We start from the raw sequence: 15,390 nt of genomic DNA on the forward strand, positions 1-15,390 counted from the left end.
GACTTTTAGGAGAGAGAATGGCCGAAGTAACAGTTAGCGAACTCGCCAAATCGGTTGGTGCCACCGAAGACCGTCTGCTCAAGCAGATGAAAGAAGCGGGTTTGCCTCACACCTCTGCGACTGCGGTGGTGTCAGATGAGGAGAAGCAGGTCCTGCTCAGTTTCCTGAAAAGTAGTCACGGGGAGCAGGGCGCGAGCCCGCGCAAGATCACCTTAAAGCGCAAGACCACGACCACACTGAAAACCGGCTCTGGCACAGGCCGCAAGACTGTGAACGTGGAAGTTCGCAAGAAGCGTACTTATGTAAAGCGCCCGCAGGCTGAACTTGAAGCGGGAGCAAACACCGCGGAAACCGTGGAAAGCGTTTCAGCTGCAGAGGCCGAAGAGGCTCGACTGCAAGCCGAGGCGGAAGCCAGAGCAGCTGCCGAGGCGGAAGCCAAGGCCGCAGCAGAAGCAGCAGAGGCCGCTCGTCGCGCCGCTGAGGAAGAAGAAGCTCGCTTGAAAGCCGAAGCGGAAGCCAAGGCTGCCGCAGAGGCAGAAGCGAAGGCCGCAGCCGAAGAGAAGGCTGCAAAAGAGGCAGATGTGACCCAGAAAGCTGAGAGCAAGCCCGCGCAGAAAGCGGAGCCCGCAGCTCCAATCCGTTCAAGCTATGTAGACGATATCGAGGCTATGCGTATTGCCGCGATGGAACGTCGCAAGCAGCAGGCGGAGCAGGAGAAGCGCGAACTCGAAGAGAAAAAAGCCAAGGTAGAGGCCGACCGACGTGCGGCCCAAGAGAAGAAGGAAAAAGCTGCACAGGCCGCCAAGGTGAAGCCCGCGAAAGCAGCTGAGAAAACTGAAGAAGTTAAGCCTTCTTTACGTCGCAAGCTCGAGGCTGCTGCTCCGGCTGAGGCCGATCGATCCGAGGATGAGCCGCGTAAACGCCGCGGGCGTCGCTCCAAGTCCGGGCCGAAGAAGTCCAGCAAAACAGCGCTGTACGAGCAGGCCTTGGAAGTATTTGAAGAAGACGAAGCCAGTAAGCGCAGTACGCGCTCCCTGTCCCGTGCGAGCGTGAAAATGAAGCCAACTCACGGCTTTAAACGGCCTACGGAGAAGCAGGTGTACGAAGTTCAGTTGGGCGAAACGATTACTGTTGGCGAACTCGCCAAGCAGATGAATGTGAAGGCCGGTGAATTGATCAAGCGCCTGATGAAAATGGGTGAGATGGTCACTATCAACCAGAGCCTGGACCGTGAAACTGCTCAGTTGATCGCTGAAGAGATGGGGCACAAGGTGGTATACCGCTCCGAGACTGAGCTGGAAGATAGCCTGGTAGCGCAAGCCCAGGCTCAGGAGGGCACAGAGGTTACCCGCGCGCCGGTAGTGACTGTTATGGGCCACGTTGACCACGGCAAAACTTCTCTGCTCGACTATATCCGCAAAACCAAAGTGGCTTCCGGTGAGGCTGGCGGTATTACCCAGCATATTGGTGCCTATCGAGTGAAAACCAGCCAGGGCGAGGTCGCCTTCCTGGATACCCCGGGACATGCCGCCTTTACTGCAATGCGTGCTCGTGGAGCCCAGGCTACCGATGTGGTAATCCTGGTGGTCGCTGCCGATGATGGTGTAATGCCGCAGACTGAAGAGGCTGTAAACCACGCTCGTGCTGCTGGTGTACCGCTGGTTGTCGCCGTGAACAAGTGCGATAAAGAAGCCGCCGACCCCGATCGTGTGAAAAATGAGCTGGCTGCGAAAGACGTAATCCCGGAAGACTGGGGCGGCGATACCCAGTTCATCAACGTATCCGCGCATACTGGCCAGGGTATTGATGACTTGCTGGAGGCAGTTTCCCTACAGGCGGAAATGCTCGAGCTGAAGGCCAAGGTAAATGTGCCGGCCACCGGTGTTGTAATTGAATCCCGCCTGGAAAAAGGTCGCGGTGTGGTTGCCACCCTGTTAGTACAGAATGGTGAGCTGAAGCGCGGCGATATTATTCTGGCCGGCCAGAGCTATGGCCGCGTGCGCGCCATGACTAACGAACACGGCAAGCAGGTTAAGGAAGCTGGCCCGTCTACCCCGGTAGAGCTACTGGGTCTGGACTCCACTCCAAATGCCGGTGATGAATTCATGGTTGTCGCGGATGAGCGTAAGGCCCGTGAAGTTGCCGAGCAGCGCGCTGAAAAAGAGCGCAGTGAGCGTATGCAACGTCAGCAGGCTGCGAAGCTGGAAAACATGTTTGCAGATATGGAAGCTGGCGAGCGCAAGGTTCTGCCGGTTGTTATCAAGGCTGACGTGCGCGGCTCCCTGGAAGCCATCCTGGGTGCCCTGGCGGATATCGGCAACGAAGAAGTTTCCGTAAACGTTGTATCCAGCGGTGTAGGTGGTATTGCCGAAAATGATATCAACCTGGCCCTGACCTCCGGCGCTATTGTATTGGGCTTCAATACCCGTGCCGATGCAGCCGCACGCAAGACTGCCGAAACCGAAGGGGTTGAGGTTCGCTACTACAGCGTAATCTACAACCTGCTCGATGAAGTGAAGCAGGCCCTGTCCGGCATGCTGGACCCGGAAGTTCGCGAAGAGATTGTTGGTATTGCCGAGGTGCGCGACGTATTCCGCTCGCCGAAGTTTGGTGCGATTGCCGGGTGTATGGTGACCGAGGGTACCGTCTACCGTAACAAGCCGATCCGCGTACTGCGTGACAACGTTGTAATCTATCAGGGTGAGTTGGAATCCCTGCGTCGTTTCAAGGACGATGTGCAAGAAGTGCGCAACGGTATGGAGTGTGGTATCGGGGTGAAGGACTACAACGATGTGAAACCTGGCGACCAGATCGAAGTTTACGATATCGTCAAGGTAGCCCGCGAACTGTAAAGCGTTCCGGACCGGATGAAAGAGAAACCCGCGCGGCTTGGCCGTGCGGGTTTTCCTGTCTTTAAACCGCCATTCTCAATAGGTAAACAATGGCAAGAGAATTCCACCGCGCAGATCGCGTTGCCGATGCCATGCGCCGCGAGCTGGCCCAGTTGATTCAGCACGAGATACGTGACCCCCGCCTGGGTATGGTCAACGTCAACGATGTTGAAGTCAGCCGCGATCTGACCGTTGCTAAAGTATTTGTCACCTTTGTGGGTGAGGACGACCGCAGCAAAATTAATACTTCCGTGGAAGTGCTGAACAAAGCCGCAGGCTTTCTGCGTACGCAGCTCGCGCGCGCGATCCAGATTCGCACTATTCCCCGTTTGCACTTCCGCTACGACGAAACCTCGGTGCGTGGCCAGGCGCTGTCTGCCCTGATCGACAAGGCGGTTAAAGAAGATCGCAAGCACCAAGACGACGATAGCGACTCTAACGAAGATTGATCCATGGGCCGCAGACCAAAATGGGGCCGGCCGGTTCACGGCGTGCTGTTATTGAACAAGCCCGCCGGGATTACCGCCAACGACGCCCTGCAAAAAGCCAAACGACTCTTTTTCGCCAATCGCGCCGGTCATACTGGAGCGCTGGACCCCCTGGCAACCGGTGTATTGCCGATCTGTTTCGGCGAGGCGACCAAGTTCTCCCAGTACCTGCTCGATGCGGACAAGCGTTATCGCAGTACTTTTGTTTTCGGCATGACCACTGCCAGTGGCGATGCTGATGGCGATGTACTGGAAACCAAAGATGCTTCCGGTTTGACCGAAGAAGCCGTGCTGAAAGCGATGGAGGCTTTCCGCGGTCGCATCAAGCAGGTGCCGTCCATGTACTCGGCCCTCAAGCACAAGGGGCAGCCGCTGTATAAGTTGGCTCGCCAGGGTTTGGAAGTGGAGCGCGAGGCGCGGGAAGTGGAGATTTTTGAATTTGAACTGCTGAGCTTTACAGCGGGCGCCCAGCCCCGTGCGGAAGTTGAGGTGCACTGCTCCAAGGGCACTTACATTCGCAGTATTGCCGAAGACCTGGGCCAGGCCCTGGGTGTCGGTGCCTATGTGGAAGAGTTGCATCGCAGCGCCGCCGGCCCCTACGACGAAGCGGATTCAGTGACCCTGGATGAACTCACCGAAGAGCGTGGTGAGGGTCGGGCGGAAGAGCTGGACCACCATCTGTTACCAGTGGACTCCCCTGCCTCCTCATTGGCCAAACTCATACTGCCAGATGACTCTGGTTACTATGTGCGACAAGGGCAGCCAGTAATGGATTTACAGGTCTATCGTATCGGTGCGGAAGGTGATATGGTGCGCCTCTTCCTGGAAAATGGTGATTTTCTGGGTGTGGGAGAAATTACTGACGACGGGTGCGTAGCGCCTCGGCGTCTGGTAAGTGGCACCTGAGCACAAGCCGCTATATTGGTGATAACTAATTAAGCGGTGTGAGTGAAAGTGCCGGGCGGTTGCGCCCACAATAGCGATTAGCTGGTCTGTAAATATGCACGGGCCAGCCGGATCTTTTAAAGCATATTACGACGAGGTAATTCGTTATGGCACTGACTGCAGTTGAAAAATCAGCCATCCTGAAAGAGCACGGCCAATCCGAAGGCGATACCGGTTCCCCGGAAGTCCAGGTAGCCCTGCTGACCGCCAATATCAACAAACTGCAGGGTCACTTCTCTGCGCACAAGCAGGATCACCACTCTCGCCGTGGTCTGATCCGCATGGTAAACCAGCGTCGCAAGCTGCTGGATTACCTGAAGCGCAAGGATCTGAACCGTTACGCACAGCTGATCGCCAAGCTCGGCCTGCGTCGCTAAGACCCTGGAATGCCCGCCTTTGGCGGGCATTCTTTTTTAATGCTTGCTAAAAAGTGGCTTAGTTGTCACTTTTGGCAGACACGCAGCATGGCCTTAAGGGATAAACCCAAATGAAAGTGCTGCGCTTGCACCGGCCACCCTGGTCGGTGGCGGTACATCCCCGTACCGCCCTGGGCAGGAGGTTTGGAGCCCCGGCCCCGGCAAATATGTAGGGGTTACTGGAATGGGCCAGTAACCGTAAGGAAATAGGAAAAACTAGTGAATCCAGTAAGCAAAACTTTCCAATACGGACAACACCAAGTCACCATCGAGACCGGCCGTATCGCGCGCCAGGCTACCGGTGCTGCCCTGGTTAGCATGGGAGAGACTGTCGTCCTGTGTACTGTTGTCGGCGCTAAAGAAGCCAAGCCAGATCAGGGCTTCTTCCCGTTGTCCGTGCACTATCAAGAAAAAGCCTACGCGGCTGGCAAAATTCCCGGTGGTTTCTTCAAGCGTGAAGGCCGCCCGTCTGAAAAAGAAACCCTGACTTCCCGTCTGATCGATCGCCCGATCCGCCCGCTGTTCCCGAACGGCTTTATGAATGAAGTTCAGGTGATGTGTACTGTCCTCTCCGCGGAGAAGGACATGGATCCGGATATCGCTGCCATGATCGGCACTTCCGCAGCGCTGTCTGTTTCCGGTATTCCCTTCGCTGGCCCCATCGGTGCTGCGCGTGTGGGTTACACCCAGCAAGACGGCTACCTGCTGAACCCGGGCTACGAAGCTCTGAAGACCTCCGAGCTGGACATGGTCGTTGCCGGTACCAAAGACGCCGTACTGATGGTGGAGTCCGAAGCCCAGGAGCTGCCGGAAGACATCATGCTGGGTGCCGTACTCTACGCACACCAGGAAATGCAGGCCATTATCAAGGTTTGTGAAGAGCTGAAAGCGGAAGCGGGCAAGCCCCAATGGGACTGGCAGGCTCCGGCGGAAAACACCGAGCTGAAAGCTGCCCTGGACGCTCAGTTTGGCGAGAAGGTTGCCGAAGCCTACCGCATCACCAACAAGCAAGAGCGCAGCACCCGCCTGGCGGAACTGCGCGGCGAAGCCGCTGAAGCCCTGGCTACCGAAGAAATTAGCGCCGATCTGGTAAAAAGCTACTTCGGCAAGCTGGAGAAGAAGTTGGTGCGCGGCGCTGTAGTGCGTGGCGAGCCCCGTATCGACGGTCGCGACAGCAAGACTGTACGTTCGATCGCTGTGGAAGTTGGCGCTCTGCCCAAGTCCCACGGCTCTGCGCTGTTCACCCGTGGTGAGACCCAGGCTCTGGTAGTGGCTACCCTCGGTTCCACTGGCGATGCACAGATCATCGACGCCCTGGAAGGTGAGCGCAAAGACTACTTTATGCTGCACTACAACTTCCCTCCCTACTCTGTAGGTGAAGCGGGTCGTGTCGGTGCTACCGGTCGTCGCGAAATCGGTCACGGCCGCCTCGCTCGTCGCGGTATCGCTGCAGTTCTGCCGAGCCCGGACAGCTTCCCCTACACCGTGCGTGTGGTTTCCGAAATCACTGAATCCAACGGTTCCAGTTCCATGGCTTCCGTTTGTGGTTCCAGCCTGGCGCTGATGGATGCGGGTGTTCCGCTGAAGGCACCGGTAGCCGGTATCGCTATGGGCCTGGTGAAGGAAGACGAAGGCTATGCGGTTCTGACCGATATCCTCGGTGACGAAGACCACCTCGGCGATATGGACTTCAAAGTAGCGGGTACCGCCTCTGGTGTGACCGCGCTGCAGATGGACATTAAGATCGAAGGTATTACCGAAGAGATTATGGAAACCGCTCTGGAGCAGGCCCTGCAAGCGCGTCTGCACATCCTCGCGGAAATGAACAAGGTGATCGACTCTTCCCGTACCACCGTGAATGAGAACGCACCGCGCTACGCGACCCTGAAGATTCATCCGGACAAGATCCGCGACGTGATCGGTAAGGGCGGTGCGACTATCCGCTCCATCACTGAAGAGACCGGCGCCTCCATCGATATCGAAGATGACGGCACTATCAAGGTCTTCGGTGAAGACGGTGAGAGCCTGGAAGCGGCGGTAACCCGCATCGAGGAAATCACTGCGGAAGCTGAGATCGGCGCTATCTACGAGGGCACTGTGGTGCGTATCGTGGACTTCGGTGCATTCGTTAACTTCCTGCCGGGTAAAGACGGCCTGGTACACATCTCCCAGATTGCTGAGGAGCGTGTTAACGCTGTAACTGATTACCTGAGTGAAGGCCAGAAGGTATTCGTAAAGGTACTGGACGTGGACCAGCGTGGACGTATCAAGCTCTCTATCAAAGAAGCCAAAGCCGATCAGGCTGCTTCTGCAGAGGAGAAGCAGGGTTCCGAAGAGGCGTAAGCCTTAAAAGACCTGAAAAAACCCGGCCTTGAGCCGGGTTTTTTTATGGATTTTTTAAGGGGGGCAGAGCCTTTATGGCATTTAGTAAAGATATTTTTAGGTTAGAATCCAAAGAAAAAAGGGGAAAACCTTGCTTAATTTCTGGCTTCTCGACCTAATACTTGGGCTCACCTGCCTGTTGATGGCCAATCAATACTGGTACCTCACACGAGAGCGTTTCCAATCTGCGGCTTTGATTATTGTCGCTGCATTGTTGTGCATGGCCCTCGCAGCTTTGGTCGGTGCTTACCGCTACGGAATAGACCCCGGTATAACCGAGCTACATCGGGCACTCTCACGACTTTCCGGCTTTACTTCTTTTATACTAATTGGCATCGGCCTCCTTTGGGCTCGGCTAGAGCTAACATGGGGTTCGGATAACCGGGCTCCAGCCTATGTGGTAATGGTGCTGGTCCTCGCCAGCGCAATTGGCTTCAGCGAGAGTGGGATCTTGATGCCTTCGACGGTAGTGGATCTCTACTCAGCCCTGGGTTTGCTGCTCTGGTTATTGGTGGCCCTATTGGAACTAGTTGGATCTGGCAGACTTCCACGAAACCATGCTCTATTACTGGGTGGTGGTGCCTTGCTGGCGGTAATAAACGGGCTTTTGATCGGTACTGGTTCTTCGAAGCTGCTGGGCCTGGCGCGCACGAATTGGTTCCACCTCCTTTTAGCCGTTTCTGTTTTTTCCCTGCTATGTGCGCGGCCGTTGTTTATCCGAGATAAATCTGCTGATGAATGAAATAACTACCAAACTGCAAGGGGGCTGCCACTGTGGAGCCGTGCGTTTTACTGCTCTGTATAAGCGTAACAATGATGACCCCTTGGTAGCTCACGCTTGTAATTGCTCTATGTGTGAAAAGCTAGGCTATTTGCACTTGATAGTGCCTGCGCAGAATTTTGAGCTGGTGAGCGGAGAGGATGTGCTCAGCTGCTACACCTTCAATACAGGTGTTGCCAAGCACTATTTTTGTAGCCGCTGTGGGGTGAAGTCTTTTTATATCCCACGCTCAAACCCTGATGGCTACAGTCTCAATGCTCGATGTCTGGATGAGCGGCCGCGGGGACTTAAAGTGCAGCCTTTCGATGGGCAGAACTGGGAACAGCATGCAGCAGAGCTGGCGCACCTGAGCCAGAATGAGTAATTATCGAGCCCCACCTCTTTTGTATCGCTGCAGTGAAACGGGGCTAACTTGACGCTATTTAAAACCCTCGGTGGAGGGTGACTTCTCCACCGGATGTTTAGCGAATGGAATTTTAAGTCCATGGAATCTGGGCATATTCACGCAACCCTGCTTGATAGGAATGGCTCAGGTCGGGAAATGACCTGGCCTGAAGTGGAGTCCTGGCATCCCCGCCAGGGCTTGCTGTGGCTTCACTTCGATAGCGCTGATGAAGAGGTTTCAGCTTGGATACGCGATAATAGTGGGCTGCAGCCTGTGGTTGTAGAGGCGTTGTTGGCTAAAGAGATTCGACCGCGCACCCTGGCTGTCGATGATGGACTTTTCCTTGCAATGTGTGGAGTGGACCCAAAGCACAAGTCCCGGAGGGAAAACCGGGTCTCTATTCGAATTTGGGTGGAAGAGAACCGTATTATCAGCACCGGTAAAAGACGCCTGTTGGCAGAGGAGGATTTGATTTCCCGTCTGCGCAGTGGTTGTGGACCGCGTGGTACTGCAGCACTGGTAGTGTCCCTGGCTGATCTGCTTGTGCTGCGCATGGGAGACCGGGTTGATGACTTTGAAGAAAAGGTTGACGCGCTTGAGGATCAGTTACTCGAGTGGTCGGTGAAGGGCCTGGGTGCGAATTTAGTCCAGTTTCGCAAGCGGACAATTGCCCTGCGACGATACCTCTGTCTGCAGAGGGAGGTTTTAACTCGTATGCAGCAGGAGTCGGTACCCTGGTTTGATGAAGGGAGCCATGTCTTACTGGCGGATATCAACGAACGCTTGCAGCGGCACATCGATGATATAGATACAGTGCGTGAGCGGGCGGCGATTGCCCAGGAGGAGCTGCTGAGTCGTAATTCCGACCAACTCAACAGTCGTATGTATGTTTTGTCGATGGTTGCAGCAATTTTCCTGCCTTTAAGCTTTTTAACCGGGTTGTTTGGAATTAATGTCGGTGGGATTCCATGGGCGCAAGCTCGAGAGGGGTTCCTGGCATTTTGTATTCTGCTGGCAATAGCACTTGCCGGACAAGTCGCTTTTTTTTACTGGAAAAAGTGGCTCTGAGGCTCCCTCCAATCCCCTGTGAAGGAAGCTCTTTATCTGGCTAGTTTTTTGCCCAGGAAAAATCTACAAAAACTGGATCGTGATCACTTAATCCAGAATAAGCTGGGGACCCGATAAAATAGTTGGTGACTTCCAGTGTGTAGTTGGGATTATTGTTGATAACCACTACATGGTCAGTGTCGTTTTGAAGCTCATCGGCACAGGCCTCCAGGCTGGTATCGCTGCCGGAGAGCATGTATTGGCAGGCGTGCTTGCCTCCGGTCTTCTCAAAGAAGGCCTTCCATGTCTGATAATTGACACCGCGCCAGTCATTATCATTTTCATCAAATGCCATATTGAAATCGCCGGCCAAAATAACGGTGGCATTACTCGAGTGTGCAACGATCATATCGGCGATTTGATCGAGTTGCTTTGCCTTGGCGCTGAGGTCTTCATCCTGATGGCCTGCATCCATATGGGTGTTGTAAATATGCACATGATAATTTTCAGTCACTTCGACCTTGGCTACGGTGAAGCCTTTTTCGGTATCACAATCGTTGCCTGAGCACTTATTGAAGGTTTCCTCCTCATAGGTCGCGAAGGAATAATCGTTATCATCACGATTGTCCCGATCAAAGGGGAACTTAGAAAAAGTCAGTAGACCGTTGCCAAAAGAGGTGCCACTACCTTTCCAGTGTTTTGAACGATAGGGAACGGTGTCGTTGCTTAGCTTATCGTCGTCATCTAGATAGTTGGCTTTGGTTTTGTTCCAAACCTCCTGCATTAACCACAGATCTTTGGGATTGTCATTGAACGTGCGAATAATTTGTTTGAAATCTGACTTACTATTACCACCTATACATTGTAAAAAACCGTCCATATTGTACACAATCATGTTAAAGGTGCCTGAGTTGGCATCTTTAAAGCTGGTGTCACCATACTCGTAGCCGTCCAGGTCTTTCGAGCCGGTGTCATCGACATCGCCAATAAATTCGAACCAGTTGCACGAGGTAATAGCATCCCAAACGTCTTCAAAATCTGCTGCGCTGGCTGGAAAACTGGTGAGCAAGGCGAGACAAATAAATATTTTTTTTATCATTATTGATTTCTCCACATTTGTTACCGCGAGTTAATTGTGGAGGGATTTGTAAAGCTCTTGAGTTGAGGCTTTGTCCCTCCGCGGGTGGGGATGATGGAAAGCGTAGATTACAAATTGGAGTAAAAAATATTTTCTTTATTTTATTTTTATGTAATGGCGGCGCCAAAATGTACTTTTTGGGAAAAAAATAATGAAATCAATAAAAGAAAAGATGGAATTGCGCCAAACTCGTGGGGCAGGTAAGGATTGAAAGATCTAAGGCACTTCTTCCATAGGGCATGGCTAATTCGTTTTTTTAGCCAAAAATTGTGACCATTTGCCGGGACAGGGCGACAAGTTTGCCGCTGACATCCCATAGGCGGGCTTGGATCACAGCGTAGCCATCCCCTGCCTGTTCAACTTCGGCAAGATACTGCCACCAGTCAGATGCCTTGTGATTGGGGAGGGGTTCCATAAACTCCACTGTCCATGTTAATGAGCTGGCTGGAGCTGGTGTTTTAAGCATTGGCAAAGTGGCAGGGGGCCAGGCATCAATCAGGGCGAGGAGATGGTTAATGGATACTGTATTCTCACTGCCATCCTTAAAGCGTACCCAACCGCCCAACTGCCTCTCTTGAGTTCCACTAAAAGGCAATTGACCCAGGGCAATACGGTAATCAAATTTCTGCGTAAACTCCGGCACTACACCTTCAATGTAGGGGAGCGCCATGCATTGTTCAGGCTTGCTAAATTCTGGTGCTGTTGCCACGCCCACCTTCACTGAGGAATCCCTGCCTCGACCATAGCTGGCCAGCCCCGCAAGTACGACAGTGCCGCCTTGGCACAGATGACCCTGCACTTGAGTGACGGAGCGCCCGGCACGTAAAACTTCTGCGGAGCGTTGTACCGCTTCTGCGCCTACTGGGGCGACAAATGAGAAGGTTGCAGAGCGCAGGCTGCTGTCCTCAGCTACTTCCGCTGTCATTTTTTCCTGGAGCATTGTTGCTACCAGGCCGCCAAAGGTGGCACGCCCCTGGCTCCAGCCTTCGGGGACAGCGATGTTGTCCTGGCCTGGATTCCACTCAAGGAGTAGTTGATCGAAGTTCATAATGTTACCGCTGGGCAGGCAGCCTCCGATGGAGCTGCCTGCGAGAGTGCCGAGGCTGTTTAATGTCCGGGCAAATGATATTAACTGAAAGTGTGGGAGTCGCCAGGGAAGATGCCGAGCTTGACGTCTTCAGCGTACTTGCGCAGGGCCCCGGGGATGTCCTCTGCCTCTACCAGGAAGTTCTTGGAAAATTTTGGCGGTTGTTCGGTGAGACCGAGAATATCGTTGATAACCAATACCTGGGCATCCGTGTCACGACCGGCGCCGATGCCTATGGTAGGCATTGAAACTGTTTCGGTGATACGTTTTGCCAGGGCGGTTGGGACACACTCGAGTACCAACAGGTCAGCGCCCGCCTGGTCTAGCAGGATGGCATCCTCAAGCATCTGTTCTGCATGCTTTTCATCGCGGCCCTGAACACGGTAGCCTCCGAGTTTGTGAACCGATTGAGGAGTGAGTCCCAAGTGGGAGCAGACGGGGATGCCCCGGTCAGTGAGCATCTTAACGGTATCGACCAACCAGGCGCCGCCTTCAATTTTCACCATATGGGCGCCTGCCTGCATGATGCGGGTGGCATTGGTCAAAGCCTGTTCCGGAGTGGCATAGGTCATAAACGGCATATCGCCCATGATCAGGGATTTCTTGTTGCCGCGCGCTACTGCTTCCACATGGTAAATCATTTGCTCCATGGTTACCGGTACCGTGCTGTCATACCCGAGTACTGTCATACCCAGGGAATCGCCCACCAACAATGTTTCTACTCCGGTTTTTTGTGCCATGGCTGCCATAGGCGCGTCGTAAAGGGCCACGGTAATAAACTTTTCACCATTTGCCTTCATTTTGCGCAGGGTCTGAACGGTGACGAGCTTCTCTAATTCAGAAGGTGCATACATAACGATTAACTTCCCGGGTTGTAGTAGTGTCGGCCTTTGGTCACTGTAAGCATGTACTCGACCAGCTGACGGTAATCCTTAGGGCTATCGACAATATCGATTTCCTCACTATTGACGATCAGCAATGGTGAGCTGTCGTAGAAGTGGAAAAACTGGGTGTAGGCGTCGTTGAGCGTTGCCAGATACTCATTGCTAATGGCGCGCTCTGCGGGAATACCGCGGTTGCGAATGCGTGCCTGTAGTACTTCCAGCGGTGCCTGCAGGTAAATTACCAAGTCTGGCTTGGGAGCCTCTAAGGTTAAGTGTTGGAAAACTTGCTGGTAGAGCGCCAACTCGTCCTTATCCAGGGTTACCTGGGCGAACAGCTGGTCCTTTTCGATCAGAAAATCTGCCACCCGTACCGGCTCGAACAGGTCGTCTTGACGCAGGGCCTGAATCTGTTGGGACCGCTGCAGAAGGAAATGCAGTTGAGTCGGTAGCGCGGCGTTATTGGGGTCGCTGTAGAAGCGTTCGAGGAAGGGGTTTTCCTCTGGCAGTTCCAGTAGAGTGTCATAGTTGAAGGTAGTGGCAAGCTTCTTGGCCAATGTGGTTTTACCTACGCCGATATTGCCTTCCACGGCAATAAATTTCGGCAAAGTCCTGTCCGACAGGCCGAATTCACACGGATTGGTTTCGCTGTTGTCGATAACCACGTGTTCGACTCCTCTTGTTGGGGCGTCTTCCCTGATGGGCTGCAGGCGCCAAAGTACTATTAAGCGGGGCGCTCAGTCGAGTACTTTTATCGCGCTATCGGAGGTTGCTCAGATTTTATTCAGGCGGTTTTGCGGACAGTTCTGCAGCAATTGCTGTAATGGATCGCCGTTAGGCAGCTGTAACTGGGGCTCCAGTTCTGCCAGTGGCAGGAGTACGAAGTTGCGCTCTGCCATACGTGGGTGTGGTACTTGCAAGCGCACGTTATCAATTTGCTTTTCTCCAAATAGCAATATATCCAGGTCGAGGGTGCGCGCTCCCCAGCGCACTGAGCGCTCGCGACCGTGAGCGGCCTCAATAGACTGTAACTGGTCGAGTAGCTCAATCGGTGAGAGTGACGTGTTCAACTCAGCCACTGCATTGACATAATCCGGTTGCCCGCTTGGGCCTATGGGGGCGCTGCTATAAAAACTGGAACAGCGCAGTAGGCAGCTGCTGGGGATTTTGTCCATTGCTGTGAGGGCACTGCGCAGCTGCCTCTGTGGCTCAGACAGATTACTGCCGAGCCCGATATAAACTCTTTCCATCACTCAGCTGCCCTGGGTTTGCGCCGGCGTCCACTGCGAGAGTTACGGCCGCGGCGATTACCTCCGCCACTGCGCTGTAGTTTGCGCACCATTTGCTGACGCAGCTCGTCATCGGCTTGCTGGAAGTCCGTCCACCACTTACCAAGGCCGGTCTCAATTTCGCCACTTTCCTCGCGCAGCAGCAGGAAGTCATAAGCTGCACGGAACCGGGGATGCTCCGTTTGGCGCTGAGCGCGGCTGCCACCACGTTGGGGCAGGCGGTGCTGCAGGTCCCAGATCTCACGCATGGGGATAGAGAAGCGTTTGGGTATAGCGGTATGGGCCAGCTGGTTACTGGTAATCTTTTGGGCTGCCTGGGCGAGGGCTGGCGCCGGTGGAATACCTTTTTCCACCAGTTTTTGTTGCTCTTCGTTTACTGCTGGCCACAGCAGGGCGGCATAAAGGAAGGCGGGGGTGACGCGCATATCCGCCTGGATACGTTTGTCTGTGTTGCGCAGTGCTCGCCTGGTCAGCTCCAGGGCAGCGGGGCTCTTCTCAATTTGGCGGGCATTGTCCGGGAACAGGTGCTGCCACAAATGGTAGCGGTGCAAATGCTCAAAAGTACGCTCGCCCTGTCCACTCATTAGTAATTTGAGTATCTCATCGAACAGGCGGGCTGGAGCGATATTGCGCAGCAATGGCGCAAGCTCCTGTAAAGGCTCTGCAGTTTTGCTCTCGATCGCGAAGTCCAGCTTAGCGGCGAAACGTACCGCGCGCAGCATCCGTACAGGGTCCTCTTTATAGCGGGTGGTGGGCTTGCCGATCATACGGATCAAGCGCTTTTCAATATCCTCGACCCCACCAGTGTAATCGTGGATGGCAAAACCATTAGTGGTGTAGTAGAGCGCATTGACGGTGAAGTCCCTGCGCATGGCGTCACTTTCGAGATCACCGTAGACGTTGTCCCGCAGCAGCATACCGTGCTCGGACTGCCTTGCTTCATGCTCTTCGCCATCATTGTGGTGTCCGCGGAAAGTGGTTACCTCAATGACCTCGCGGCCGATACGAGCATGCAGGATACGGAAACGCCTTCCCACAATACGAGCGCCGCGGAATAATTCCTTGGCCTGTTCTGGCGTCGCATCGGTAGCAACATCGAAGTCTTTAGGGTGGCCGCCTAGCATCAGGTCGCGAACACCGCCACCGACAATATAAGCCTGGTAACCAGCATCCTGTAGACGCTTCATAACTGTCAGGGCCGCGCGGCTGATCTCTCGGCGGGAGATATTGTGGTCATTGCGGGCGATGACCCGGGGGCCTTTGTTGGCCGGCTTGCGCCAGCGCTTAATACTACTAATCAGATTGTTGAGCATACGGCTGTCTATTTTGACTGCTGCCATTCGTAAATGACCGGAAAAGCCCTGCTGGTGCTCAGGCCACACTTCCGGTGGCAGCAGGTTTGGTACCCGCGCGTCTCTACCCCTTTTGACCAGGGAGTTCTCTGCGGCACTGCTGGGGCCTCATATACCTGGGCGGGCCCAGGGGGCGAAGTCCGTAACCAGGGGTGCCAATGGCATCGATTGCCGGTGAGTTGGATTCGCGGGCGCGATTCTAACACACGCAAAGGAATGCGCCCGCAATCTGCGGGTGCCGGGAAGTTTGGAGAAAAGATTTGGGAATTATTATTACCAGTATGAAGGCAGCGGCTTCCTTGCGCTCT

At 54.2% G+C, this 15,390-nt stretch carries 14 protein-coding genes; 8 read left to right on the top strand and 6 right to left on the bottom strand.

Features of this window, described 5'->3' with window-relative positions:
• Nucleotides 1-17: 17 nt before the first annotated feature.
• The 8 genes from infB to ACJJIP_RS03005 all read left to right on the top strand — a co-directional run bounded on the left by infB (nt 18) and on the right by ACJJIP_RS03005 (nt 9,356).
• Complete coding sequence (gene infB, locus ACJJIP_RS02970) at nt 18-2,852, top strand: translation initiation factor IF-2 (protein ID WP_282952522.1); 2,835 nt, start codon at nt 18-20, stop codon at nt 2,850-2,852.
• Nucleotides 2,853-2,941: 89 nt separating this feature from the next.
• Nucleotides 2,942-3,340: a 30S ribosome-binding factor RbfA gene (rbfA, locus tag ACJJIP_RS02975; RefSeq protein WP_020412404.1), complete on the top strand. Its 399-nt coding sequence runs from the start codon at nt 2,942-2,944 to the stop codon at nt 3,338-3,340.
• A gap of 3 nt (nt 3,341-3,343) precedes the next feature.
• A complete protein-coding gene (gene truB, locus ACJJIP_RS02980) occupies nt 3,344-4,285 on the top strand; it encodes a tRNA pseudouridine(55) synthase TruB (protein ID WP_020412405.1) in 942 nt (313 codons plus the stop codon).
• A gap of 146 nt (nt 4,286-4,431) precedes the next feature.
• Nucleotides 4,432-4,701, top strand: a complete 270-nt coding sequence (gene rpsO, locus ACJJIP_RS02985; protein ID WP_444946189.1) for a 30S ribosomal protein S15 — start codon at nt 4,432-4,434, stop codon at nt 4,699-4,701.
• Nucleotides 4,702-4,959: 258 nt separating this feature from the next.
• Entirely contained in the window at nt 4,960-7,083 is a 2,124-nt protein-coding gene (gene pnp / locus ACJJIP_RS02990) for a polyribonucleotide nucleotidyltransferase (RefSeq protein WP_020412407.1), read from the top strand.
• Between the two features lie 130 nt (nt 7,084-7,213).
• Nucleotides 7,214-7,864 carry a hypothetical protein gene (locus ACJJIP_RS02995; protein ID WP_444946190.1) on the top strand — a complete coding sequence of 217 codons (651 nt, stop codon included), beginning with the start codon at nt 7,214-7,216 and terminating at the stop codon, nt 7,862-7,864.
• On the top strand, nt 7,857-8,267 hold the full coding sequence (locus ACJJIP_RS03000) for a GFA family protein (protein ID WP_444946191.1): 411 nt from the start codon (nt 7,857-7,859) through the stop codon (nt 8,265-8,267). Before ACJJIP_RS02995 ends, ACJJIP_RS03000 begins: the two co-directional genes overlap by 8 nt.
• Nucleotides 8,268-8,387: 120 nt before the next feature.
• Nucleotides 8,388-9,356 carry a zinc transporter ZntB gene (locus tag ACJJIP_RS03005; protein WP_026304979.1) on the top strand — a complete coding sequence of 323 codons (969 nt, stop codon included), beginning with the start codon at nt 8,388-8,390 and terminating at the stop codon, nt 9,354-9,356.
• A gap of 40 nt (nt 9,357-9,396) precedes the next feature.
• On the opposite strand, the gene ACJJIP_RS03010 is transcribed toward ACJJIP_RS03005, so the two are convergent.
• From ACJJIP_RS03010 to pcnB, 6 genes are all read right to left on the bottom strand, one after another.
• Nucleotides 9,397-10,434 (bottom strand): endonuclease/exonuclease/phosphatase family protein, encoded by a 1,038-nt coding sequence (locus ACJJIP_RS03010; protein WP_444901015.1) that lies wholly within the window; start codon nt 10,432-10,434, stop codon nt 9,397-9,399.
• Nucleotides 10,435-10,729: 295 nt separating this feature from the next.
• Complete coding sequence (locus ACJJIP_RS03015; protein ID WP_444946192.1) at nt 10,730-11,521, bottom strand: acyl-CoA thioesterase; 792 nt, start codon at nt 11,519-11,521, stop codon at nt 10,730-10,732.
• An 80-nt stretch (nt 11,522-11,601) separates the two neighbouring features.
• Nucleotides 11,602-12,414 (bottom strand): 3-methyl-2-oxobutanoate hydroxymethyltransferase, encoded by an 813-nt coding sequence (gene panB, locus ACJJIP_RS03020; RefSeq protein ID WP_020412412.1) that lies wholly within the window; start codon nt 12,412-12,414, stop codon nt 11,602-11,604.
• Nucleotides 12,415-12,419: 5 nt separating this feature from the next.
• Entirely contained in the window at nt 12,420-13,106 is a 687-nt protein-coding gene (locus ACJJIP_RS03025; protein WP_444946193.1) for a deoxynucleoside kinase, read from the bottom strand.
• Nucleotides 13,107-13,214: 108 nt separating this feature from the next.
• Nucleotides 13,215-13,691, bottom strand: a complete 477-nt coding sequence (gene folK, locus ACJJIP_RS03030) for a 2-amino-4-hydroxy-6-hydroxymethyldihydropteridine diphosphokinase (protein WP_444901017.1) — start codon at nt 13,689-13,691, stop codon at nt 13,215-13,217.
• Nucleotides 13,691-15,070 (bottom strand): polynucleotide adenylyltransferase PcnB, encoded by a 1,380-nt coding sequence (pcnB, locus tag ACJJIP_RS03035; protein WP_444946194.1) that lies wholly within the window; start codon nt 15,068-15,070, stop codon nt 13,691-13,693. The genes folK and pcnB overlap by 1 nt, the downstream gene beginning before the upstream one ends.
• Nucleotides 15,071-15,390: the final 320 nt, after the last annotated feature.

Source organism: Microbulbifer variabilis (assembly GCF_052467165.1).